The 16,176-nt window shown below is 67.8% G+C and carries 17 protein-coding genes; 7 read left to right on the forward strand and 10 right to left on the reverse strand.

Annotation, left to right across the window (positions count from 1 at the left end; genetic code table 11):
* Positions 1-2 precede the first annotated feature (2 nt).
* Positions 3-1,463 (forward strand): Asp-tRNA(Asn)/Glu-tRNA(Gln) amidotransferase subunit GatB, encoded by a 1,461-nt coding sequence (gene gatB, locus ACFOPI_RS03280; RefSeq protein ID WP_382170691.1) that lies wholly within the window; start codon positions 3-5, stop codon positions 1,461-1,463.
* Positions 1,464-1,600: 137 nt separating this feature from the next.
* Here the strand turns inward: gatB and ACFOPI_RS03285 are convergent, their stop codons facing one another.
* Positions 1,601-2,266, reverse strand: coding sequence for a DUF4124 domain-containing protein (locus ACFOPI_RS03285; RefSeq protein ID WP_382170694.1), 666 nt, complete (start codon positions 2,264-2,266; stop codon positions 1,601-1,603).
* A gap of 9 nt (positions 2,267-2,275) precedes the next feature.
* Positions 2,276-2,992, reverse strand: a complete 717-nt coding sequence (gene pyrE, locus ACFOPI_RS03290) for an orotate phosphoribosyltransferase (RefSeq protein ID WP_382170697.1) — start codon at positions 2,990-2,992, stop codon at positions 2,276-2,278.
* Between the two features lie 10 nt (positions 2,993-3,002).
* On the opposite strand from pyrE, the gene ACFOPI_RS03295 reads away from it, so the two are divergent.
* From ACFOPI_RS03295 to ACFOPI_RS03305, 3 genes are all read left to right on the forward strand, one after another.
* The gene (locus ACFOPI_RS03295; protein ID WP_382170699.1) at positions 3,003-3,794 is read left to right on the forward strand and encodes an exodeoxyribonuclease III; all 792 of its coding nucleotides are present in this window, start codon (positions 3,003-3,005) and stop codon (positions 3,792-3,794) included.
* A gap of 203 nt (positions 3,795-3,997) precedes the next feature.
* Positions 3,998-4,939 carry a LysR substrate-binding domain-containing protein gene (locus ACFOPI_RS03300; RefSeq protein WP_382170702.1) on the forward strand — a complete coding sequence of 314 codons (942 nt, stop codon included), beginning with the start codon at positions 3,998-4,000 and terminating at the stop codon, positions 4,937-4,939.
* A 63-nt stretch (positions 4,940-5,002) separates the two neighbouring features.
* Positions 5,003-5,641 (forward strand): MBL fold metallo-hydrolase, encoded by a 639-nt coding sequence (locus ACFOPI_RS03305; RefSeq protein ID WP_382170704.1) that lies wholly within the window; start codon positions 5,003-5,005, stop codon positions 5,639-5,641.
* Between the two features lie 22 nt (positions 5,642-5,663).
* On the opposite strand, the gene ACFOPI_RS03310 is transcribed toward ACFOPI_RS03305, so the two are convergent.
* Both ACFOPI_RS03310 and ACFOPI_RS03315 read right to left on the reverse strand, forming a co-directional pair.
* Entirely contained in the window at positions 5,664-5,900 is a 237-nt protein-coding gene (locus ACFOPI_RS03310) for a hypothetical protein (protein ID WP_382170707.1), read from the reverse strand.
* A 47-nt stretch (positions 5,901-5,947) separates the two neighbouring features.
* Positions 5,948-6,802: a M48 family metallopeptidase gene (locus ACFOPI_RS03315; protein WP_382170710.1), complete on the reverse strand. Its 855-nt coding sequence runs from the start codon at positions 6,800-6,802 to the stop codon at positions 5,948-5,950.
* A gap of 70 nt (positions 6,803-6,872) precedes the next feature.
* On the opposite strand from ACFOPI_RS03315, the gene ACFOPI_RS03320 reads away from it, so the two are divergent.
* Complete coding sequence (locus ACFOPI_RS03320) at positions 6,873-8,291, forward strand: AmpG family muropeptide MFS transporter (protein ID WP_382170713.1); 1,419 nt, start codon at positions 6,873-6,875, stop codon at positions 8,289-8,291.
* Here ACFOPI_RS03320 and ACFOPI_RS03325 read toward each other — a convergent pair.
* Positions 8,257-9,804, reverse strand: coding sequence for a class I adenylate-forming enzyme family protein (locus tag ACFOPI_RS03325; RefSeq protein WP_382170716.1), 1,548 nt, complete (start codon positions 9,802-9,804; stop codon positions 8,257-8,259). The genes ACFOPI_RS03320 and ACFOPI_RS03325 overlap by 35 nt on opposite strands.
* Before the next feature lie 107 nt (positions 9,805-9,911).
* Here ACFOPI_RS03325 and ACFOPI_RS03330 point away from each other — a divergent pair, with 107 nt between their 5' ends.
* Positions 9,912-10,643: a response regulator transcription factor gene (locus tag ACFOPI_RS03330; RefSeq protein WP_382170719.1), complete on the forward strand. Its 732-nt coding sequence runs from the start codon at positions 9,912-9,914 to the stop codon at positions 10,641-10,643.
* Entirely contained in the window at positions 10,644-11,897 is a 1,254-nt protein-coding gene (locus ACFOPI_RS03335) for an ATP-binding protein (protein WP_382170722.1), read from the forward strand.
* Between the two features lie 308 nt (positions 11,898-12,205).
* Here ACFOPI_RS03335 and ACFOPI_RS03340 read toward each other — a convergent pair whose 3' ends face one another.
* The 5 genes from ACFOPI_RS03340 to radA form a co-directional block, all read right to left on the reverse strand.
* Positions 12,206-13,036, reverse strand: coding sequence for a glycosyltransferase (locus ACFOPI_RS03340; protein WP_382170724.1), 831 nt, complete (start codon positions 13,034-13,036; stop codon positions 12,206-12,208).
* A gap of 2 nt (positions 13,037-13,038) precedes the next feature.
* Positions 13,039-13,248 (reverse strand): zinc-finger domain-containing protein, encoded by a 210-nt coding sequence (locus tag ACFOPI_RS03345; protein ID WP_382170727.1) that lies wholly within the window; start codon positions 13,246-13,248, stop codon positions 13,039-13,041.
* 11 nt (positions 13,249-13,259) lie between these two features.
* Complete coding sequence (locus ACFOPI_RS03350) at positions 13,260-14,201, reverse strand: branched-chain amino acid transaminase (RefSeq protein WP_382170730.1); 942 nt, start codon at positions 14,199-14,201, stop codon at positions 13,260-13,262.
* 94 nt (positions 14,202-14,295) lie between these two features.
* Complete coding sequence (locus ACFOPI_RS03355; protein ID WP_382170733.1) at positions 14,296-14,694, reverse strand: glycerate kinase; 399 nt, start codon at positions 14,692-14,694, stop codon at positions 14,296-14,298.
* Positions 14,695-14,754: 60 nt separating this feature from the next.
* Positions 14,755-16,131 (reverse strand): DNA repair protein RadA, encoded by a 1,377-nt coding sequence (gene radA, locus ACFOPI_RS03360; protein WP_382170736.1) that lies wholly within the window; start codon positions 16,129-16,131, stop codon positions 14,755-14,757.
* Positions 16,132-16,176 lie beyond the last annotated feature (45 nt).

Raw genomic sequence — 16,176 nt, forward strand, 5'->3', positions numbered from 1 at the left:
ACATGAGCGAGAAAAAACAAGCTTCCCTGCTGGTGCAAGGCTACGAAGTCGTGATCGGCTTCGAGACGCACGCCCAGCTGGCGACGAAGAGCAAGATCTTCAGCCGCGCGCCCACGGCCTTCGGCGCCGAGCCGAACACGCAGGCCTGCGCGGTGGACCTGGCGCTGCCGGGCACGCTGCCGGTGATGAACCGCGAAGCGGTGGCACATGCCATCCGCCTGGGCCTAGCGCTGGGTTCGCACATCGCCGAGCAGAGCGTGTTCGCGCGCAAGAACTACTTCTACCCCGACCTGCCCAAGGGCTACCAGATTAGCCAGTTCGAGATCCCGGTGGTGCAGGGCGGCGAGGTGAGCTTCTTCCTCGACGACGAGAAGAAGACCGTGCGCCTGGTGCGCGCCCACCTGGAAGAAGACGCGGGCAAGAGCCTGCACGAGGACTTCATCGGCCAGAGCGGTATCGACCTCAACCGCGCCGGCATGCCGTTGCTGGAAATCGTGACCGAGCCCGACATCCGCTCCAGTGCCGAAGCCGTGGCCTACGCGAAAGAGCTGCACAAGATCGTGACCTGGATCGGGATCTGCGACGGCAACATGCAGGAAGGCTCGTTCCGCTGCGACGCCAACGTCTCGGTCCGCAAGCCCGGTGCCCCGCTGGGCACGCGCCGCGAGATCAAGAACCTGAACTCGTTCAAGTTCATGCAGCAGGCCATCGACTACGAAGTGCGCTGGCAGATCGAGCAGATCGAGGACGGCCACGCCATCCAGCAGGCCACGGTGCTGTTCGACCCCGACACGGGCGAGACCCGTGCCATGCGCACCAAGGAAGACGCGGCCGACTACCGCTACTTCCCCGACCCGGATCTGCCGCCGCTGGTGATCGCGCGCAGCTGGGTGGACGAGGTGAAGGCCGCGATGCCCGAACTGCCGCGCCAGATGGCCGAGCGCCTGGTGGCCGACTACGGCCTGCCCGAGTACGACGCGACCACGCTGACGCAGAGCCCGGCCATGGCGGCCTACTTCGAGACGGCGGCCAAGGCCAGCGGCCAGGCCAAGATGGCCAGCAACTGGATCATGGGCGAGGTCTCGCGCCGCCTGAACAACGAAGAGAAGGACATTGCCCAGGTGCCCGTCAGCGCCGAGACGCTGGCCGCGCTGCTCAAACGCATCGCCGACGGCACCATCTCCAACAACGCCGCCAAGCAGGTGATGGACGCGCTGTGGGCCGGTGATGGTCAGGACGTCGACGCTGTCATCGAAGCCAAGGGCCTCAAGCAGATGAACGATAGCGGCGCGCTGGAAAAAATCATCGACGAGGTCATGGCCGCCAACGCCCCCATGGTCGAGCAGTTCCGCGCCGGCAAGGACAAGGCTTTCAACGCCCTGGTCGGCCTGGTGATGAAGGCCAGCAAGGGCAAGGCCAACCCGCAACAGGCCAACGAGCTGCTGAAGCAAAAGCTGGGTTGAGAGGTCCAACGCGCTCCATCTTATGGGGCGCGCCTGGAGCGCGTGCCTGCTTCAAGTGAACGCCGTGGATCCGGCTCCGCCGGTCCACTGGTGTTGTCCCCCCCTCAGGGGGGAAGCCGCGTCAGCGGCGCAGGGGGTTACTTTTTCCCCCAGAGCGCGCGCAGCTTGACCAGTTCTTCGTCGAAGCGCGCATTGACCCGCTGCTTTTCCAGATTCTGGTCGTTCAGAAAACGGTTCTGCACCTGAATCTGCTGGACGTTGTCCTCCAGCTTGCGCTGCAGCCAGGCAGGCGCCTTCTTGGGGTCGTTCTGGTAGAACTCCAGCTCCTGGTCGATCTCCTGGCGCTGCCTGCCCAGCTCGGTCACGCGCTTTTTCACCGCTTCGATGACCTCGTCGATCTGCTTGAGCGCTTCTGCACGCTCCTTGTCGTGCATGGCCTGGTTGGGGTAGCGGATCAGCAGGGCCCGCTCGCGCCGCCGCTCTTCGGCAAGCCGCGAGCGTTCCAGTTCTTCCGCCCGGCGCTGTTCTTCGAGTCGGGCTCGCTCTTCGGCTGTGTAGCTGGGTGGCACCACTCGCCGGACCGTGCCCGACGAGCCCAGTTCCTTCTGTTCCCGGTCCAGGCAGTCGACGATGGGGCGGTCCGAGGTGATGCGCCGGCCCTTGCTGTCCACACAGCTGTAGATGCCGCCGCTGTTCTTCTCCTGGGCCGCGGCCAGCGGGGCCGCCAGGGCCAGCCACAGCAGGCCTGCACCAGCCAGGCAGTGGCGACAGGCAGTGGCGGCGGTGGGCACAGATCGGATCAAGGCGTTTCCTCAGGCAACGCCGTAGCGTTCGCGGTAGGCCAGCACGCGGTCCCGGTGCTGGTTCAGTTCGGCTCCCGTATGGCTCGTCAGATACTGCAGCAAATCCTCCAACCTCGCAATGGCACAGACCTTGAGGCCCAGGGCGTTCTGTACGTACTGCACGGCGCTGTGGTCCACGTCCCGCACCGTGCCGTCAGCCGCCTTCTCGGTGGCCTTCTCCTGCCGGTCCAGAGCGATGGCCACAGCGTGCGGCGTCGCGCCGGCGGCCTGGATCAGCGCGATCGACTCGCGCGCGGCGGTGCCGGCGCTCATCACGTCGTCGACGATCAGCACCCGGCCCTTGAGCGGTGCACCGACCAGCGTGCCGCCTTCGCCATGGTCCTTGGCTTCCTTGCGGTTGTAGGCGAAGGGCACGTTGCGCCCCAGGCGGGCCAGCTCGATGGCCACGGCGGCGCCCAGCGGAATGCCCTTGTAGGCGGGGCCGAAAATCATGTCGAACTCAATGCCACTGTCGACGAGGGCCTGTGCATAGAATTGCGCGAGCCGGCCGAGCTTGGCGCCATCGTCGAACAGTCCGGCGTTGAAGAAATAGGGCGACAGTCGACCGGCCTTGGTCTTGAACTCGCCAAAGCGCAACACGCCCGAGTCCACACAGAACTGCACGAAGTCCTGGGCCAGCGAATCCTTTTTTGCACCGGCGCCTGTGGCGCCCGCATCCAACGACATGGGGAAATCCTTGTTCAAACTGACCAGCCTCAACCTCAACGGCATCCGTTCGGCCAGCAACAAAGGGCTGGAAAACTGGCTCGCCGGGCATGCGCCGGATTGTATTTGTGTGCAGGAAGTCAAGGCCCAGGCCACCGACGTGGCCGGTCGGTTCGAGGAGATGGTCGGCCTCAAAGGGCACTTCCATTTCGCGGAAAAGAAGGGCTATTCGGGCGTGGCGGTCTACACCCGGCACGAGCCCAGCGACGTGGTCATCGGCTTTGACGGTGGCGAATTCGACGCCGAGGGCCGCTGGGCCGAGCTTCGCTTCGACACGCCCAAGCGCAAGTTCTCGGTCATCAGCGTGTACTTTCCCAGCGGTTCGTCTGGCCCCGAGCGGCAGGAGGCCAAGTACCGTTTCCTGGACCTGATGTACCCGCACCTGATGGCTCTGAAGAAGAAGCGCGAGTTCGTGATCTGCAGCGACGTCAACATCGCCCACCAGGAAAAGGACCTGAAGAACTGGCGCAGCAACCAGAAGAACAGCGGCTTCCTGCCGGAAGAGCGCGCCTGGATGACCAAGCTGCTGAACGAGGGCGGGCTGATCGACGTCTACCGCCGGCTGCAGCCCGATACCACCGACACCTGCTACACATGGTGGAGCAACCGGGGGCAGGCCTATGCCAACAACGTGGGGTGGCGACTGGACTATCACCTCGCGACCCCGGCGTTCGCCGAGACCGCGCGCAGCGAGGCGATCTACAAGGGCGAGAAGTTCAGCGACCACGCCCCGATCACCATCGAATACGACTTCAAGCTCTGAGTCGCAGCCCAAAACCCGGGGCCACACCGCCGGTGAGCGGTGCTGCTGACGACCGTGCTGGCCGGGTGGGGCGCTGACTGACCACTTGTGGCGGGCAGGACGGGTATCCGCTGGGGTGGGTGTATTGAACGCGGGGCGGGGTCATCTGTCCAATACAGAGCATTCACACTACCATCTTGAAAACAGATGGATCGGTGCATGCGATGGAACTCAGACAGTTGCGCTATTTCGTGGCGATCGCCGACAGTGGCAGCGTCACCAAAGCGGCCGAGCGCGTGTTCGTGGCGCAGTCGGCGCTGAGCCACCAGCTGGCGCAGCTGGAGGGTGAGCTCGGTGTGAGCCTGTTCGAGCGTTCCCGGCGGGGCGTCGGGCTGACCGAAGCCGGGCAGCGCTTCTTCCCGCACGCCGTGTCGATCCTGCGCCAGGCAGAGGAGGCCGTGGCCAGCGCCCGCAGCACGAGCCAGGAGCCCGAAGGCACGGTGGTGTTCGGCCTGCCACACAGCGCCTCCAGCGCCCTGGCGCTACCGCTGTTGCGCGAGGTGCGTCAGCGCTTTCCCCGGGTGACGCTGGAGCTGACCGAGGAACTGACCGGGAACCTGTCGCGCCAGCTGCGCACCGGCCAGATCCAGCTGGCGGTGCTGTTTGACGATGGCCAGCTCGGGGGCTTTTCGGTGACCCCAGTGCTGAGCGAGCAGCTCTGCCTGATCGAGCCGGCCAGTGCGCCCAGAACGGGGCGCCGGAGTCGCACGCTGAGCCTGCAGCAGGCGCTGGCTCAGCCGCTGATCCTGCCGGCCAGCCCGCACGGCGTGCGCCCGATCATCGAGGCGGCCGCTGCCGCTGCGGGCCTGCCGCCGCCGCGGGTCGAGGCGGACATCAGTTCCATCAGCATCCTGCGCACCACGCTGCTGGCCGGCCTGGGCCGCACGCTGCTGCCGGTCATGCCCCTGCAAGCCGACATCGACGCGGGCCAGCTGCGTGCCACGCCGGTGGGCCATCCGCCTCTGGAGCGGGTGCTGGCTGTGTGCAGCTCGGCGCACATTCCGCGCTCCACGGCCTGCCAGGCGGTGGCCGCACTGGCGGTGGAGACGATGCAGCAGCTCTGTCGCCAGGGGCAGTGGGCCGGCGCGCGCTCCCTGGTTCGCTGACCGGCGTGAGGGAGAATCCAGTGCGGGGCCACCGCCCCATGTCTTTTGCGACGCCGACCCACCATGTTCCGTTACCAGACCATCCCCGTCACCGCCTTCGCCCAGAACTGCTCCATCGTCTGGTGCGATGAGACCCGCAACGCCGCCGTGATCGATCCGGGCGGCGATCTGGACCGGCTGCTCGACGCGGCGAAACAGCTGGGCGTCACCCTCAAGGCCATCTGGCTGACCCATGCCCACATCGACCATGCGGGCGGCACGGCCGAACTGGCCGAGCGGCTGGACCTGCCCATCATCGGCCCGCACCCCGGCGACCAGTTCTGGATCGACGGCCTGCCGCAGCAGAGTCGGATGTTCGGCTTCCCGCCAGCGGGCCATTTCACGCCGACGCGGTGGCTGGCCGACGGCGACACGGTGCAGATCGGGCGCTGCACGCTGAACGTGCGGCACTGCCCGGGCCACACGCCGGGCCACGTGGTGTTTCACTCGCCCGAGGCGCAGCGGGTCTTCGTCGGCGATGTTCTGTTCGCCGGCAGCATAGGCCGCACCGATTTTCCGCAGGGCAACCACGCGCAGCTGATCGCCAGCATCAAGGAACGGCTCTGGCCGATGGGGGACGACACGGTGTTCATCCCGGGGCACGGGCCGGAGAGCACGCTGGGCGAGGAACGGCGGTTCAATCCTTACGTGAAGGCGGCCTGAGCGGCCGCCCCCTCGCGGCGGCTCAGATGCCGAGCATCTTCTTGGCTTCGCCGAGCGCCTTCATGGACTCGTCGTGCTTGCCTTCCTTGTGCATTTTTTCGCCTTGCGCGCGCAAGGACTTCACCTTGTCCATGTCGGCCATGGACATGCTCGGACTGGCGCCGAGCTTGGCATCGATGGCCTTCATTTCGTTGGGGCAGTTGTGGGCAAAGGCCGCCGAGCAGAACAGCAGGGCGGACGCGGTCACCAGGGCTTTCATGGGGTGTCTCCTTCGGGTGGGCGTCGGCGGTCGCCGACCGGCGGATGCTAGCCCCGCCGGGCCTGCTCGTACAGCCCTTGCACCTTCGGCACGTTCGCCTGCAGCTGCTTGATGCGTTCCGGTCCGCTGGGGTGGGTGGAGAGGAAGGCGATGCCGTTGCCGCCGCCGGCCTTGGCCATCTTCTGCCAGAGGCTGACGCTGGCATTGGGCTGGTAGGCGCCGCGCGCCGCCAGTTCCAGGCCGACCAGATCGGCCTCGCTCTCGTCTTCGCGGCTGAACTTGAGCGTCAGCAGCTGCGAGCCCATGTCGGCGGCGACCGCGCCCAGGTTGCCCAGGCCCAGCAGTTCGGCGCCCAGGCGCAGGCCCAGGTTGGTGGCGCTGCTCTTGGCCAGCCGCTCACGCGCGTGTTCGCGCAGTGCGTGGGCCATTTCGTGGCCCATGATCATCGCGGTCTCGTCGTCGCTGAGCTGCAGCTTGTTCAGGATGCCGGTGTAGAAGGCAATCTTGCCGCCGGGCAGGCAGAAGGCGTTGATCTGGTCGCTGTTGATCAGCGCCACCTGCCACTGCCAGTCCTTCGCCCGCGGGTTCCAGGCGGCGGTGAACGGGATGATCTTCTTGGCGATGGCGTGCAGGCGCTTGGTCTGTGGGTGGTCGGCGGGCTTCAGCGCGTTCTGCTTCTTCGCCTCCTGGACCGTGGCCACAAACTGCTGGGCGCCGGCTTTTTCAATCGTTTCGGCGGGCACCAGCTTGCGCATGCTCGACGCCTTGCCGACGTCGACCTGGGCCATGGCCGGTGCGGCCGCCGCCGCAGATGCGGCGAGCAGGAAGGCGCGCCGGGCCTGCCAGGGGCCGGCGGCCGGGGCATCGGGTGAGCGCTGTTTGAGGTCGCAGAGAAAACACATGAGCCAATAATAGGCAAAGCCCCTGTCACTTGCCACGGGCCTCAACCATGGCCACGCGCCCGTCCTGTTCATGAACCAGTCATCCGTCACGCCGGCGTCGCCAGACACCCACTCCGAAGCAGCGCCCCGGCCCAGCTGGGGTGACACGCTCCGGGCCTACCTGGAGCCCGCCAGTCTGCGCATGTTCGCACTCGGGTTTTCCGCCGGCCTGCCGCTGCTGCTGGTGCTGGGCACGCTGAGCTTCCGCCTGCGCGAGGCCGGCCTGGACCGCACCACCATCGGTTACCTGAGCTGGGTCGGTCTTGCATACGGTTTCAAATGGGTCTGGTCGCCGCTGGTCGACCGGCTGCCGATTCCGTTGCTGACCCGCGCCATGGGCCGCCGCCGCAGCTGGCTGCTGCTGTCGCAACTCGCGATCATGGTGGCGCTGGCGGGCATGGCGTTCGCCGATCCGCGCGCGCAGCTGGACACGGTGGTCTGGTGTGCACTCGCCGTGGCCTTTGCCTCGGCCACGCAGGACATCGCGCTGGACGCCTACCGCATCGAGTCGGCCGACGCCGCCCACCAGGGTGCGCTGGCTGCCACCTACCAGACCGGCTACCGGCTGGCCATGATCTGGGCTGGCGCGGGCGTGCTCTGGCTGGCGGCGCGGGCCGAGGTGGCGCCTGTGGCCCAGGCTGCCGCGGCTGTGGTCGATGCGGTGAAGCCGGCGCCCGGCGCGCTCTACCAGAACGCCGCCTGGACCACGGCCTACCTGGTGATGGCGGCGAGCATGCTGGTCGGCGTGGTCACGGTGCTGTTCTCGCGTGAGCCGGCGCAGGTGGCGCTGCCGCCCAGCCGCAATGCGGCCGAGTGGTTCAAAGGCGCCTTCGTCGAACCCTTCGCCGACTTCCTGAAACGCTACGGCACGCACGCGCTGCTGATCCTGGCGCTGATCGGTGTCTACCGCATCAGCGACGTGGTGATGGGCATCATGGCCAACCCGTTCTATGTGGACATGGGCTACACCAAGGACGAGGTGGCGGCGGTTACCAAGGTCTACGGCGTGATCATGACCCTGGTCGGCGCCTTCATCGGCGGCGCGCTCTCGCTGCGGCTGGGCGTGATGCGGGTGCTGATGCTGGGTGCCATCCTGTCGGCGGCGAGCAACCTGCTGTTCGCCTGGCTCGCGGGTCACGGCCACGACGTGACCGCGCTGATCGCCGTCGTCTCGGCCGACAACCTGAGCGCGGGCGTGGCCTCGGCCGCCTTCATCGCCTACCTGTCGAGCCTGACCAATGTCAGCTATTCGGCCACGCAGTACGCGCTGTTCAGCTCGATGATGCTGCTGGCGCCCAAATGGCTGGCGGGCTATTCGGGCGCGTTTGTCGATGCCTACGACTACCCGACTTTCTTTACCGCGACCTCGCTGTTGGGCCTGCCGGTGCTGGTGCTGATCTGGCTGGCCACGCGGGTCAGTTCGGCGCCGGCGTCTCCAGCAAAGCCTTGAGCGCCGCTTTCTGGACCTTGCCCAGCGCGGTGCGCGGCAAGGTCTCCAGCCGCACCCAGCGGCGCGGCCACTTGTAGCGCGCCAGCCGGCCGTCCAGGAATGCGCGCAGCGGCGCGTCCCAGCCGTCGGCTGAAGCTTGCGGGTCGCGCAGCACCACCACGGCCACGGCCACCTCGCCCCAGCGCGCGTCGGATTGCCCCACCACGCTGCATTCGGCTACCGCCGGGTGCTGGGCAATGAGGTTCTCGATCTCGGCTGGGTAGATGTTTTCGCCGCCGGAGATGATCATGTCCTTGGCGCGGCCGACCACGGTGAAGCTACCGTCCTCCGCCTGCTGCGCCAGGTCGCCGCTGCGGAAGAAGCCGTCTGCGTCGAGCGCGGGCAGGTCGGGCCAGTAGGTCGCGACCACGTTGGGCGCCCGCACCGCGATCTCGCCGACCTGGCCAGGTTCCACGGGTCGACCATCGGAGCCCAGCAGCCGGATCTGCACGCCCGGCGCCGGCCAGCCGCAGGAACCGATGTGGGTGGCGGCGTGCTCCGGGGGCAGGGCAATGGAGAACGGGCCGGTTTCGGTGCTGCCATAGACGTTGCTGACCGGGATGCCCCGCGCCATGAAGGCCTTCAGCGGCTCTGGCGGTAGCGCCGAGGACCCGGCCCAGACCGTGCGCAGGCAGGTGAGGTCGGTCGAAGCCCAGTCGGGGTGGCCCGTCAGCGCCTGCAAGGTTGCCGGCACCTGCAGCGTCAGCGAGGGCCGCTCCTGTGCGATGGCGCGCAGCGTGGCCGCCGGGTCGAAGCGGCTGTGCAGCAGCACGGTGGCGCCGACCGAGAGCGCTGGCAGGGTCTGGATGCACAGGCCGCCGACATGGAACAGCGGCAGCACGGTGAGCACCGTGTCCTCGGCCGTCAGGCCTTGCACCTGCGCGGCGATGGCCATGTTCGCCAGCAGGTTGCCCTGGGTGTGCACCGCGGCCTTGGGCGTGCCGGTGGTGCCCGAGGTATAGACCAGCAGCGCCGGGCAGTCCATGGCCTCGGCCCGCGCTTCCCGCAGCAGGGTGGACGGTGTGCACGCGAGCAGGTGGTCGAGCGTGAGGTCGACCGGGCAGCCCGGGCCGTCGCAGAGGACGCCGGCCGCCTCGTTGAATGAGTTGTCGTGCACCAGCAGCTTCGGCGTGCAGTCGTCCAGCACAGCGCTCCACTCGGCCACGGCCAGCCGGGTGTTCAGCGGCACCAGCACCGCTTCCAGACGCCCGAGCGCGAACAGCGCGGCGATCAGCGCAGGGTGGTTCAGGCCCAGCCAGGCGACCCGGTCGCCCGGTCGCACGCCCAGCACCATGAAGCAGCGGGCCAGCACATCGGCGACCGCGTTGAGCCGGCCAAAGCTCCACTCGTTGCGGGTGTCCGTTGCGGTGTCGAGCCAGCGGATGGCCGGGGTGTCGGGCTGCGTCCGTGTCAGGCCTTGCAGCAGACCGGGCAGCGAGCGGGCGGGCAGGGCGGGGGCGTCGGGCGTGAACATGGCGGCAACTTTACGTGAGCGAGACAAAGGGTTCACGCGCCTGGGTGACCATGCGGGGTCCCCGGCCCGCAAAGCGGCGGCCCCTGGGGGCACCTTAAACTGGCTGCATGAACGCCCCGACCCCCACCCGCCTCCTGATGATCGAAGACGATGCGCGTCTGGCGCAGATGGTCACCGAGTACCTGGCCCAGTCCGGCTACGAGGTCACCCACGCGCCCGACGGCGAAAAGGGTCTGGAGCAGCTGCCGCTGCTGCAGCCCGAGCTGGTGATCCTGGACCTGATGATGCCGGGCATCGACGGGCTGGAAGTCTGCCGCCGCATCCGCTCCCTGCCCAACGGCAATGCGCGGGTGCCGGTGCTGATGCTGACCGCCAAGGGCGACCCGATGGACCGCATCATCGGTCTCGAACTCGGCGCCGACGACTACCTGCCCAAGCCTTTCGAGCCGCGCGAGCTGCTGGCCCGCATCCGCGCCGTGCTGCGCCGCCGCGGGGAGGCGACCTCCGCTGCGGCCACGACCCGCGCCACGCCGGTGCTGCGCTTCGGCTCGCTGGAAATCGACCGCGATGCGCGCACGGTGCAGGTGGCGGGCAAGGCCTGCGAGCTGACCTCCTACCAGTTCGACCTGCTGGTGGCGCTGGCCGAACGCGCGGGTCGCGTGCTCACGCGCGACCAGATCATGGAGGCGGTGCGCGGACGCGAGCTCGAAGCCTTCGACCGCAGCATCGACGTGCACATCGGCCGCATTCGCAACGCCATCGAGGCCGACAGCAAGGAGCCCAAGCGCATCCTGACGGTGCGCGGGGTGGGTTATGTCTTCGCCAAGCAGCAGGACTGAATGAAGAGCCTGCTCGGTCAGAAGCTCTACCTGCGCATCTGGCTGGCCATCGTGGCCGCCGTGGCGGTGCTGACCCTGGTTGTCGGCTGGCTCTGGCAGATGGCGCTGGACCGGGACCGCGAGGAGCGCGACGCGCGGATCGCGCGCGAGATCGTGCTGCGCAATGGCGCCGGGGAGATCGTGGGTGAGGCGCCGGCGCAGGCGGTGCGGGTGCCTGGTCAGGGGCTGGAGTTCCAGGTGCAGATGAAGGACGGCCAGACGCTGTACATCCAGCTGCCGCGCCCGAACCGGCAGCCGGGCGCGCCAGCGCCGGGGCGGCGCAGCCTGTTCGGCCTGCAGTCGCCCATCGGCTTCGCCTGGCTGCTGGGCCTGGTCGGGCTGGCGGTGGCGCTGGGTGCCTACCCTATCGTGCGGCGCCTGACCCAGCGGCTGGAGCGGCTGCAGCGCGGCGTGGAACGCTGGGGGCAGGGCGACCTCAGCGCCCGCCTGCCGGTCAGCGGGCAGGACGAGGTGGCGTTCCTGGCCGAGCGCTTCAACGCGGCGGCGGAGCGTGTGCAGACCCTGATGCTCTCGCACAAGACCCTGCTGGCCAATGCCTCGCACGAGCTGCGTTCGCCGCTGGCCCGCATCCGCATCGGACTGGAGCTGCTGGGCAACGACCCGGCGCGGGCCGCACAGCGGGCCGAGATCGCGCGCAACATCGACGAGCTGGACCAGCTGATCGACGAGATCCTGATGGCCAGCCGGCTGGATCTGCGCGATGCCAATGAGGCTTCGGCGCTGGGGCCGACCGAGGAGGTCGACCTGGTGGGGCTGGCCGCCGAAGAGTGCGCGCGCACCGGGGCCGACCTGGACGTGGCCGACGGCATCTCGCCGGTGCTGGTGCAGGGCCATCCCAAGCTGCTGCGCCGACTGCTGCGCAACCTGCTGGAGAACGCACGGCGCTACGGCCACCGGCCGGAATCGGGAGGGGCGGCTGAGCCGGCCCGTCTGGGCATCGACCGGATCACGGCGCCGGGTGGTCAGGCGCTGGTGCGGGTGAGCGTTGAGGACCACGGGCCGGGCGTACCTGCCGAACTGCGGGAACGCATCTTCGAGCCGTTCTACCGGTTGCCGGGCGCCAGCGAGAGCGTGGGTGGGGTGGGTCTGGGTTTGTCGCTGGTGCGGTCGATCGCCCTGCGGCACCTGGGCAGCGTGCGCTGCGAAGACCGCCCCGGCGGCGGAGCTCGCTTTGTGGTCGAATTGCCACTGTAACTGGCTGTAAATTTTGTTGGTCGCCAGAGTGTGCAATTTGTCACGTTACTGTGACCTTGGCAGCATTTCGTGCTGATTTGCTGCCTCGTATTTGAGCGAATTGCAACAAAGGTCCACAGTTCTCCCCCAAACAGGGGATGGCCGGAAATCGTGTCGCAACGCACAATTTCAACGTTGCTGTCACAACAAAGCGAGTGACGGCCTACATCCAAATCCAAAACGTCGCTCGCACTGGTCTCCCAACGACGTCCTTCCAAGGACTTCAAAGCCACCGCAAGGTGGCTTTTTTTTGGCCGCTGCACGGCCGCTCAGAGCTCGACGATGCCGTGGGCCGTGGTGGTCTTGCCCTGTCGCAGGGCCTGGCGCGCCGCCTGTTTGTTGCGCACGCGTTCGTCCGGGTGGGCATAGTCGCGCCGGTGTTCCAGATGCAGCACCGGGGCCGAGTACCGCAGGTGGACCCCCCGGATGCCTGCGTTGTTGAGGCGGAAACCCAGCTCGATGTCCTCGGCGCCGTAGCCGAAGTTCTCATCGAACCCGTTCACCCGGATCAGGTTGATGCGCGCCGTCGAGCTGTTGCCTCCGTTCCAGGTGCGACGCACGGTGGTCAGGCGCTCGGCCAGGTGCGAGGCCCAGGGTGGGTAGAGCCCGGCTTTGAGCCGGGCGCTGGTGCTGCACAGAGCCTCGTGCGAGGCAAGCCAGGATGGCGTGAAGACCTCGCCCGAGTCCACCCCCGGCGCCTGCACTGCTTCGCTGGCGGCCAGCGTCAGCCGGATCACGCCGCCGGTGCAGAAGCGCCGGGGCCGCGCCAGCGCGAGGTGGCGCGCCACGAAGTGCTCGGACGGCAGGCAGTCGCCGTCCAGGAAGACCAGGTAATCGGCGGTGGAGCTGGCGATGGCCTTGTTGAGGATGCGGTTCTTGCGAAAGCCGCGGTCCGCCTGCCAGATGTGGCGCAACCGGGGCCCCAGGCGCTGCTGCCACGCGGCGATCAGTTCGGTGGTCTGCGGCCCCGAGCCGTCGTCGGCGATGCAGATCCGGAAGTCCGACTGGCTCTGCCGCAGCAGCGCGTGCAGCACCAGGTCCAGCGCACGGGGGTGGTTGTAGGTCGAGACCACCACCTCGACGCTGCCCACCGTCCTCATGTTCAGTGTCCGTGCGCCACCACTTCGCCGGCCTTCAGGGCGTACACCGTGCCGCAGTACGGGCAGCGGGCCTGGCCCGTGCGGGCCACGTCCAGGAACACCCGGGGGTGGCTGTTCCAGAGCTTCATGTCGGCCTTGGGGTTGGGACAGAACACGCCGCCCTGCGGGTTCAGGTCCTTGGCGGCCAGTTCGATGGTGGAAGAAGTGCTCATGGGAATGCTCCTCAGACCTTGCTCAGCCAGTGGGCGTACTTGGGATTGCGGCCACCCACGATGTCGAAGAAGGCCGACTGGATCTTCTCGGTGACCGGACCGCGGCTGCCTTCGCCCAGTGTGATGCGGTCGAGTTCGCGGATCGGGGTGACTTCGGCGGCGGTGCCGGTGAAGAAGGCCTCGTCGGCGATGTAGACCTCGTCGCGCGTGATGCGCTTTTGCACGATGTCCAGGCCCAGGTCCTTGGCGATGTGGAACACGGTGTTGCGGGTGATGCCGTTCAGGGCACCGGCCGACAGGTCGGGCGTGTAGATCACGCCGTTCTTGATCACGAAGATGTTTTCGCCCGCGCCTTCGGACACGAAGCCCGAGCTGTCCAGCAGCAGGGCCTCGTCGTAACCCTCGTCGGTCACTTCCATGTTGGCCAGGATGGAGTTGGTGTAGTTGCTCACCGCCTTGGCCTGCGTCATGGTGATGTTGACATGGTGGCGGGTGTAGCTGCTGGTCTTGACGCGGATGCCGCGCTTGAGGCCCTCTTCGCCCAGGTAGGCGCCCCAGGCCCAGGCCGCCACCATCAGGTGGATGGTGTTGCCCTTCGGAGAAACGCCCAGCTTCTTGTCGCCGATCCAGGTCAGCGGGCGCAGGTAGCAGCTCTCCAGCTTGTTCTCGCGCACCACGGCCTTCTGCGCCTCGTTCACCTGTTCCTTGGTGAAGGGGATGGCCATGCGCAGGATCTTGGCGCTGTTGAACAGGCGGTCGGTGTGTTCTTCCAGGCGGAAGATCGCGGTGCTGCCGTCGGCCGTCTTGTAGGCGCGAACGCCCTCGAAGGCGCCGCAGCCGTAGTGCAGCGTGTGGGTCAGCACATGGATCTTGGCGTCGCGCCAGTCCACCATCTGGCCGTCCATCCAGATCTTGCCGTCGCGGTCGGACATCGAGGGAATCACGGGGCTCATGCGGGGTCCTTTGAAAATGGGGTGTCTCAGGCGCGGTCTGGCGCCGCAGAAACACGCATTTTAGGTGCCCGCCCCGGCGCGGACCCGGGTGCTGTCAGCCCTCGGCCGGCGGGCGATGCAGTTCCCAGGCGGTCACCCGGCCACCCTGCAGGGTGACGGTGACGGTCGAGCCGCCGTTGTCGGTCCAGCGGTAGCGCTCGGGCTGTTCGCCCTCGGCGCTCAGGCGTTCGCCCAGCGAGCGCGTCATGGCCATCACGTGCATCAGGTTCACACCCGGCTTGAGCTTGGCGTTGAGCATGACCGCGCTGGCCACCCAGCCGATGGGCCGTTCCGCGGCGCGCTTCATCACCGTCATCATCCGCGTCCAGTGCAGCAGCAGCCACATCACCAGCCCCCCGCCCACGGCGGCGACGCCCGCCCAGCCGTACTGGCGCCCTGCGAAGACGAGCAAACCGATGACGAGCAGGGGAACGGCGATGCGCTGGAGGTTCATGCTGCCATTGTCCGTGGGGTGTTGCGCCCGGAAACTGCGGAATCTGCGTAGACCGGTCCGTCAGGCCAGGCTGCGGGCCAGTTCCATGGCCTCTTCGATGCGGTCCACGCCGTGGATGGTCAGGCCCTCGAAGGCCTTGTCGTTCTTCTTCGGCGCGTTGGCCTTGGGCACGACGGCGACGGAGAAGCCCAGCTTGGCCGCTTCCTTGAGCCGCTCCTGGCCACGCGGCGCGGGGCGCACCTCGCCAGCCAGGCCCACTTCGCCGAAGGCGATGAAGCCCTTGGGCAGGGCGCGGCCGCGCAGGCTGCTGGTGATGGCCAGCATCACGGCCAGATCGGCCGCGGGTTCGCTGATGCGCACGCCGCCGACAGCGTTGACGAACACGTCCTGGTCCATGCAGGCCACGCCGGCGTGGCGGTGCAGCACGGCCAGCAGCATGGCCAGGCGGTCGCGGTCCAGGCCGACCGACAGGCGCCGCGGCGACGGACCACCGCTGTCCACCAGCGCCTGGATCTCCACCAGCATGGGCCGCGTGCCTTCCAGCGTCACCATGACGCAGCTGCCGGGCACGGGTTCCGAATGCTGCGAAAGGAAGATCGCGCTGGGGTTGCTCACGCCCTTGAGGCCTTTTTCGGTCATGGCGAACACGCCGATCTCGTTGACCGCGCCGAAGCGGTTCTTGATGGCGCGGATCAGGCGGAAGCTGCTGTGTGTGTCGCCCTCGAAATACAGGACGGTGTCGACCATGTGTTCCAGCACGCGCGGGCCGGCCAGCGCGCCTTCCTTGGTCACGTGGCCCACCAGCACGATGGCGGTGCCGCTGGCCTTGGCCGCGCGCGTGAGGTGGGCCGCGCATTCGCGCACCTGCGCCACCGAACCCGGCGCGCTGGTGAGCTGCTCGGAGTAGACGGTCTGGATCGAGTCGATCACCGCAATCGCGGGCTTGTGGGCCGACAGCGTGGCCAGGATCTTCTCCAGCTGGATCTCGGCCAGCACCTGGACCTGCGAACCGTCCAGCCCGAGCCGGCGCGAGCGCAGCGCGACCTGGGCGCCCGACTCTTCGCCGGTGACGTACAGGGTCTTCTGTCCAGCGCGCTGCAGCGCGTCCAGCGCCTGCAGCAACAGCGTCGACTTGCCGATGCCCGGGTCGCCGCCGATCAGCACCACGCCGCCCTCCACCACGCCGCCGCCCAGCACCCGGTCCAGCTCGTCGTGGCCGGTGGGCGTGCGCTGCACGTCGGTGGCCTCGATGTCGGCCAGGGTGGTCACCTCGGCCGTCTTGGCCAGCGCCGCGAAGCGGTTCTTGGTGGGGGCGCTGGATTCGGCGACCGACTCGATCAGCGTATTCCAGGCGTTGCAGTGCGGGCATTTGCCCAGCCAGCGCGGGCTGGTGCCGCCGCATTCGTTGCAGGTGTAGATCGTCTTTTCTTTGGCCATGTGGCCGGCAATATAGTCGACACCCCGCAGGGTCCGTCTCTGCCG

Source organism: Hydrogenophaga luteola (assembly GCF_042648585.1).
Taxonomy (GTDB): Bacteria; Pseudomonadota; Gammaproteobacteria; order Burkholderiales; family Burkholderiaceae_C; genus Hydrogenophaga; species Hydrogenophaga luteola.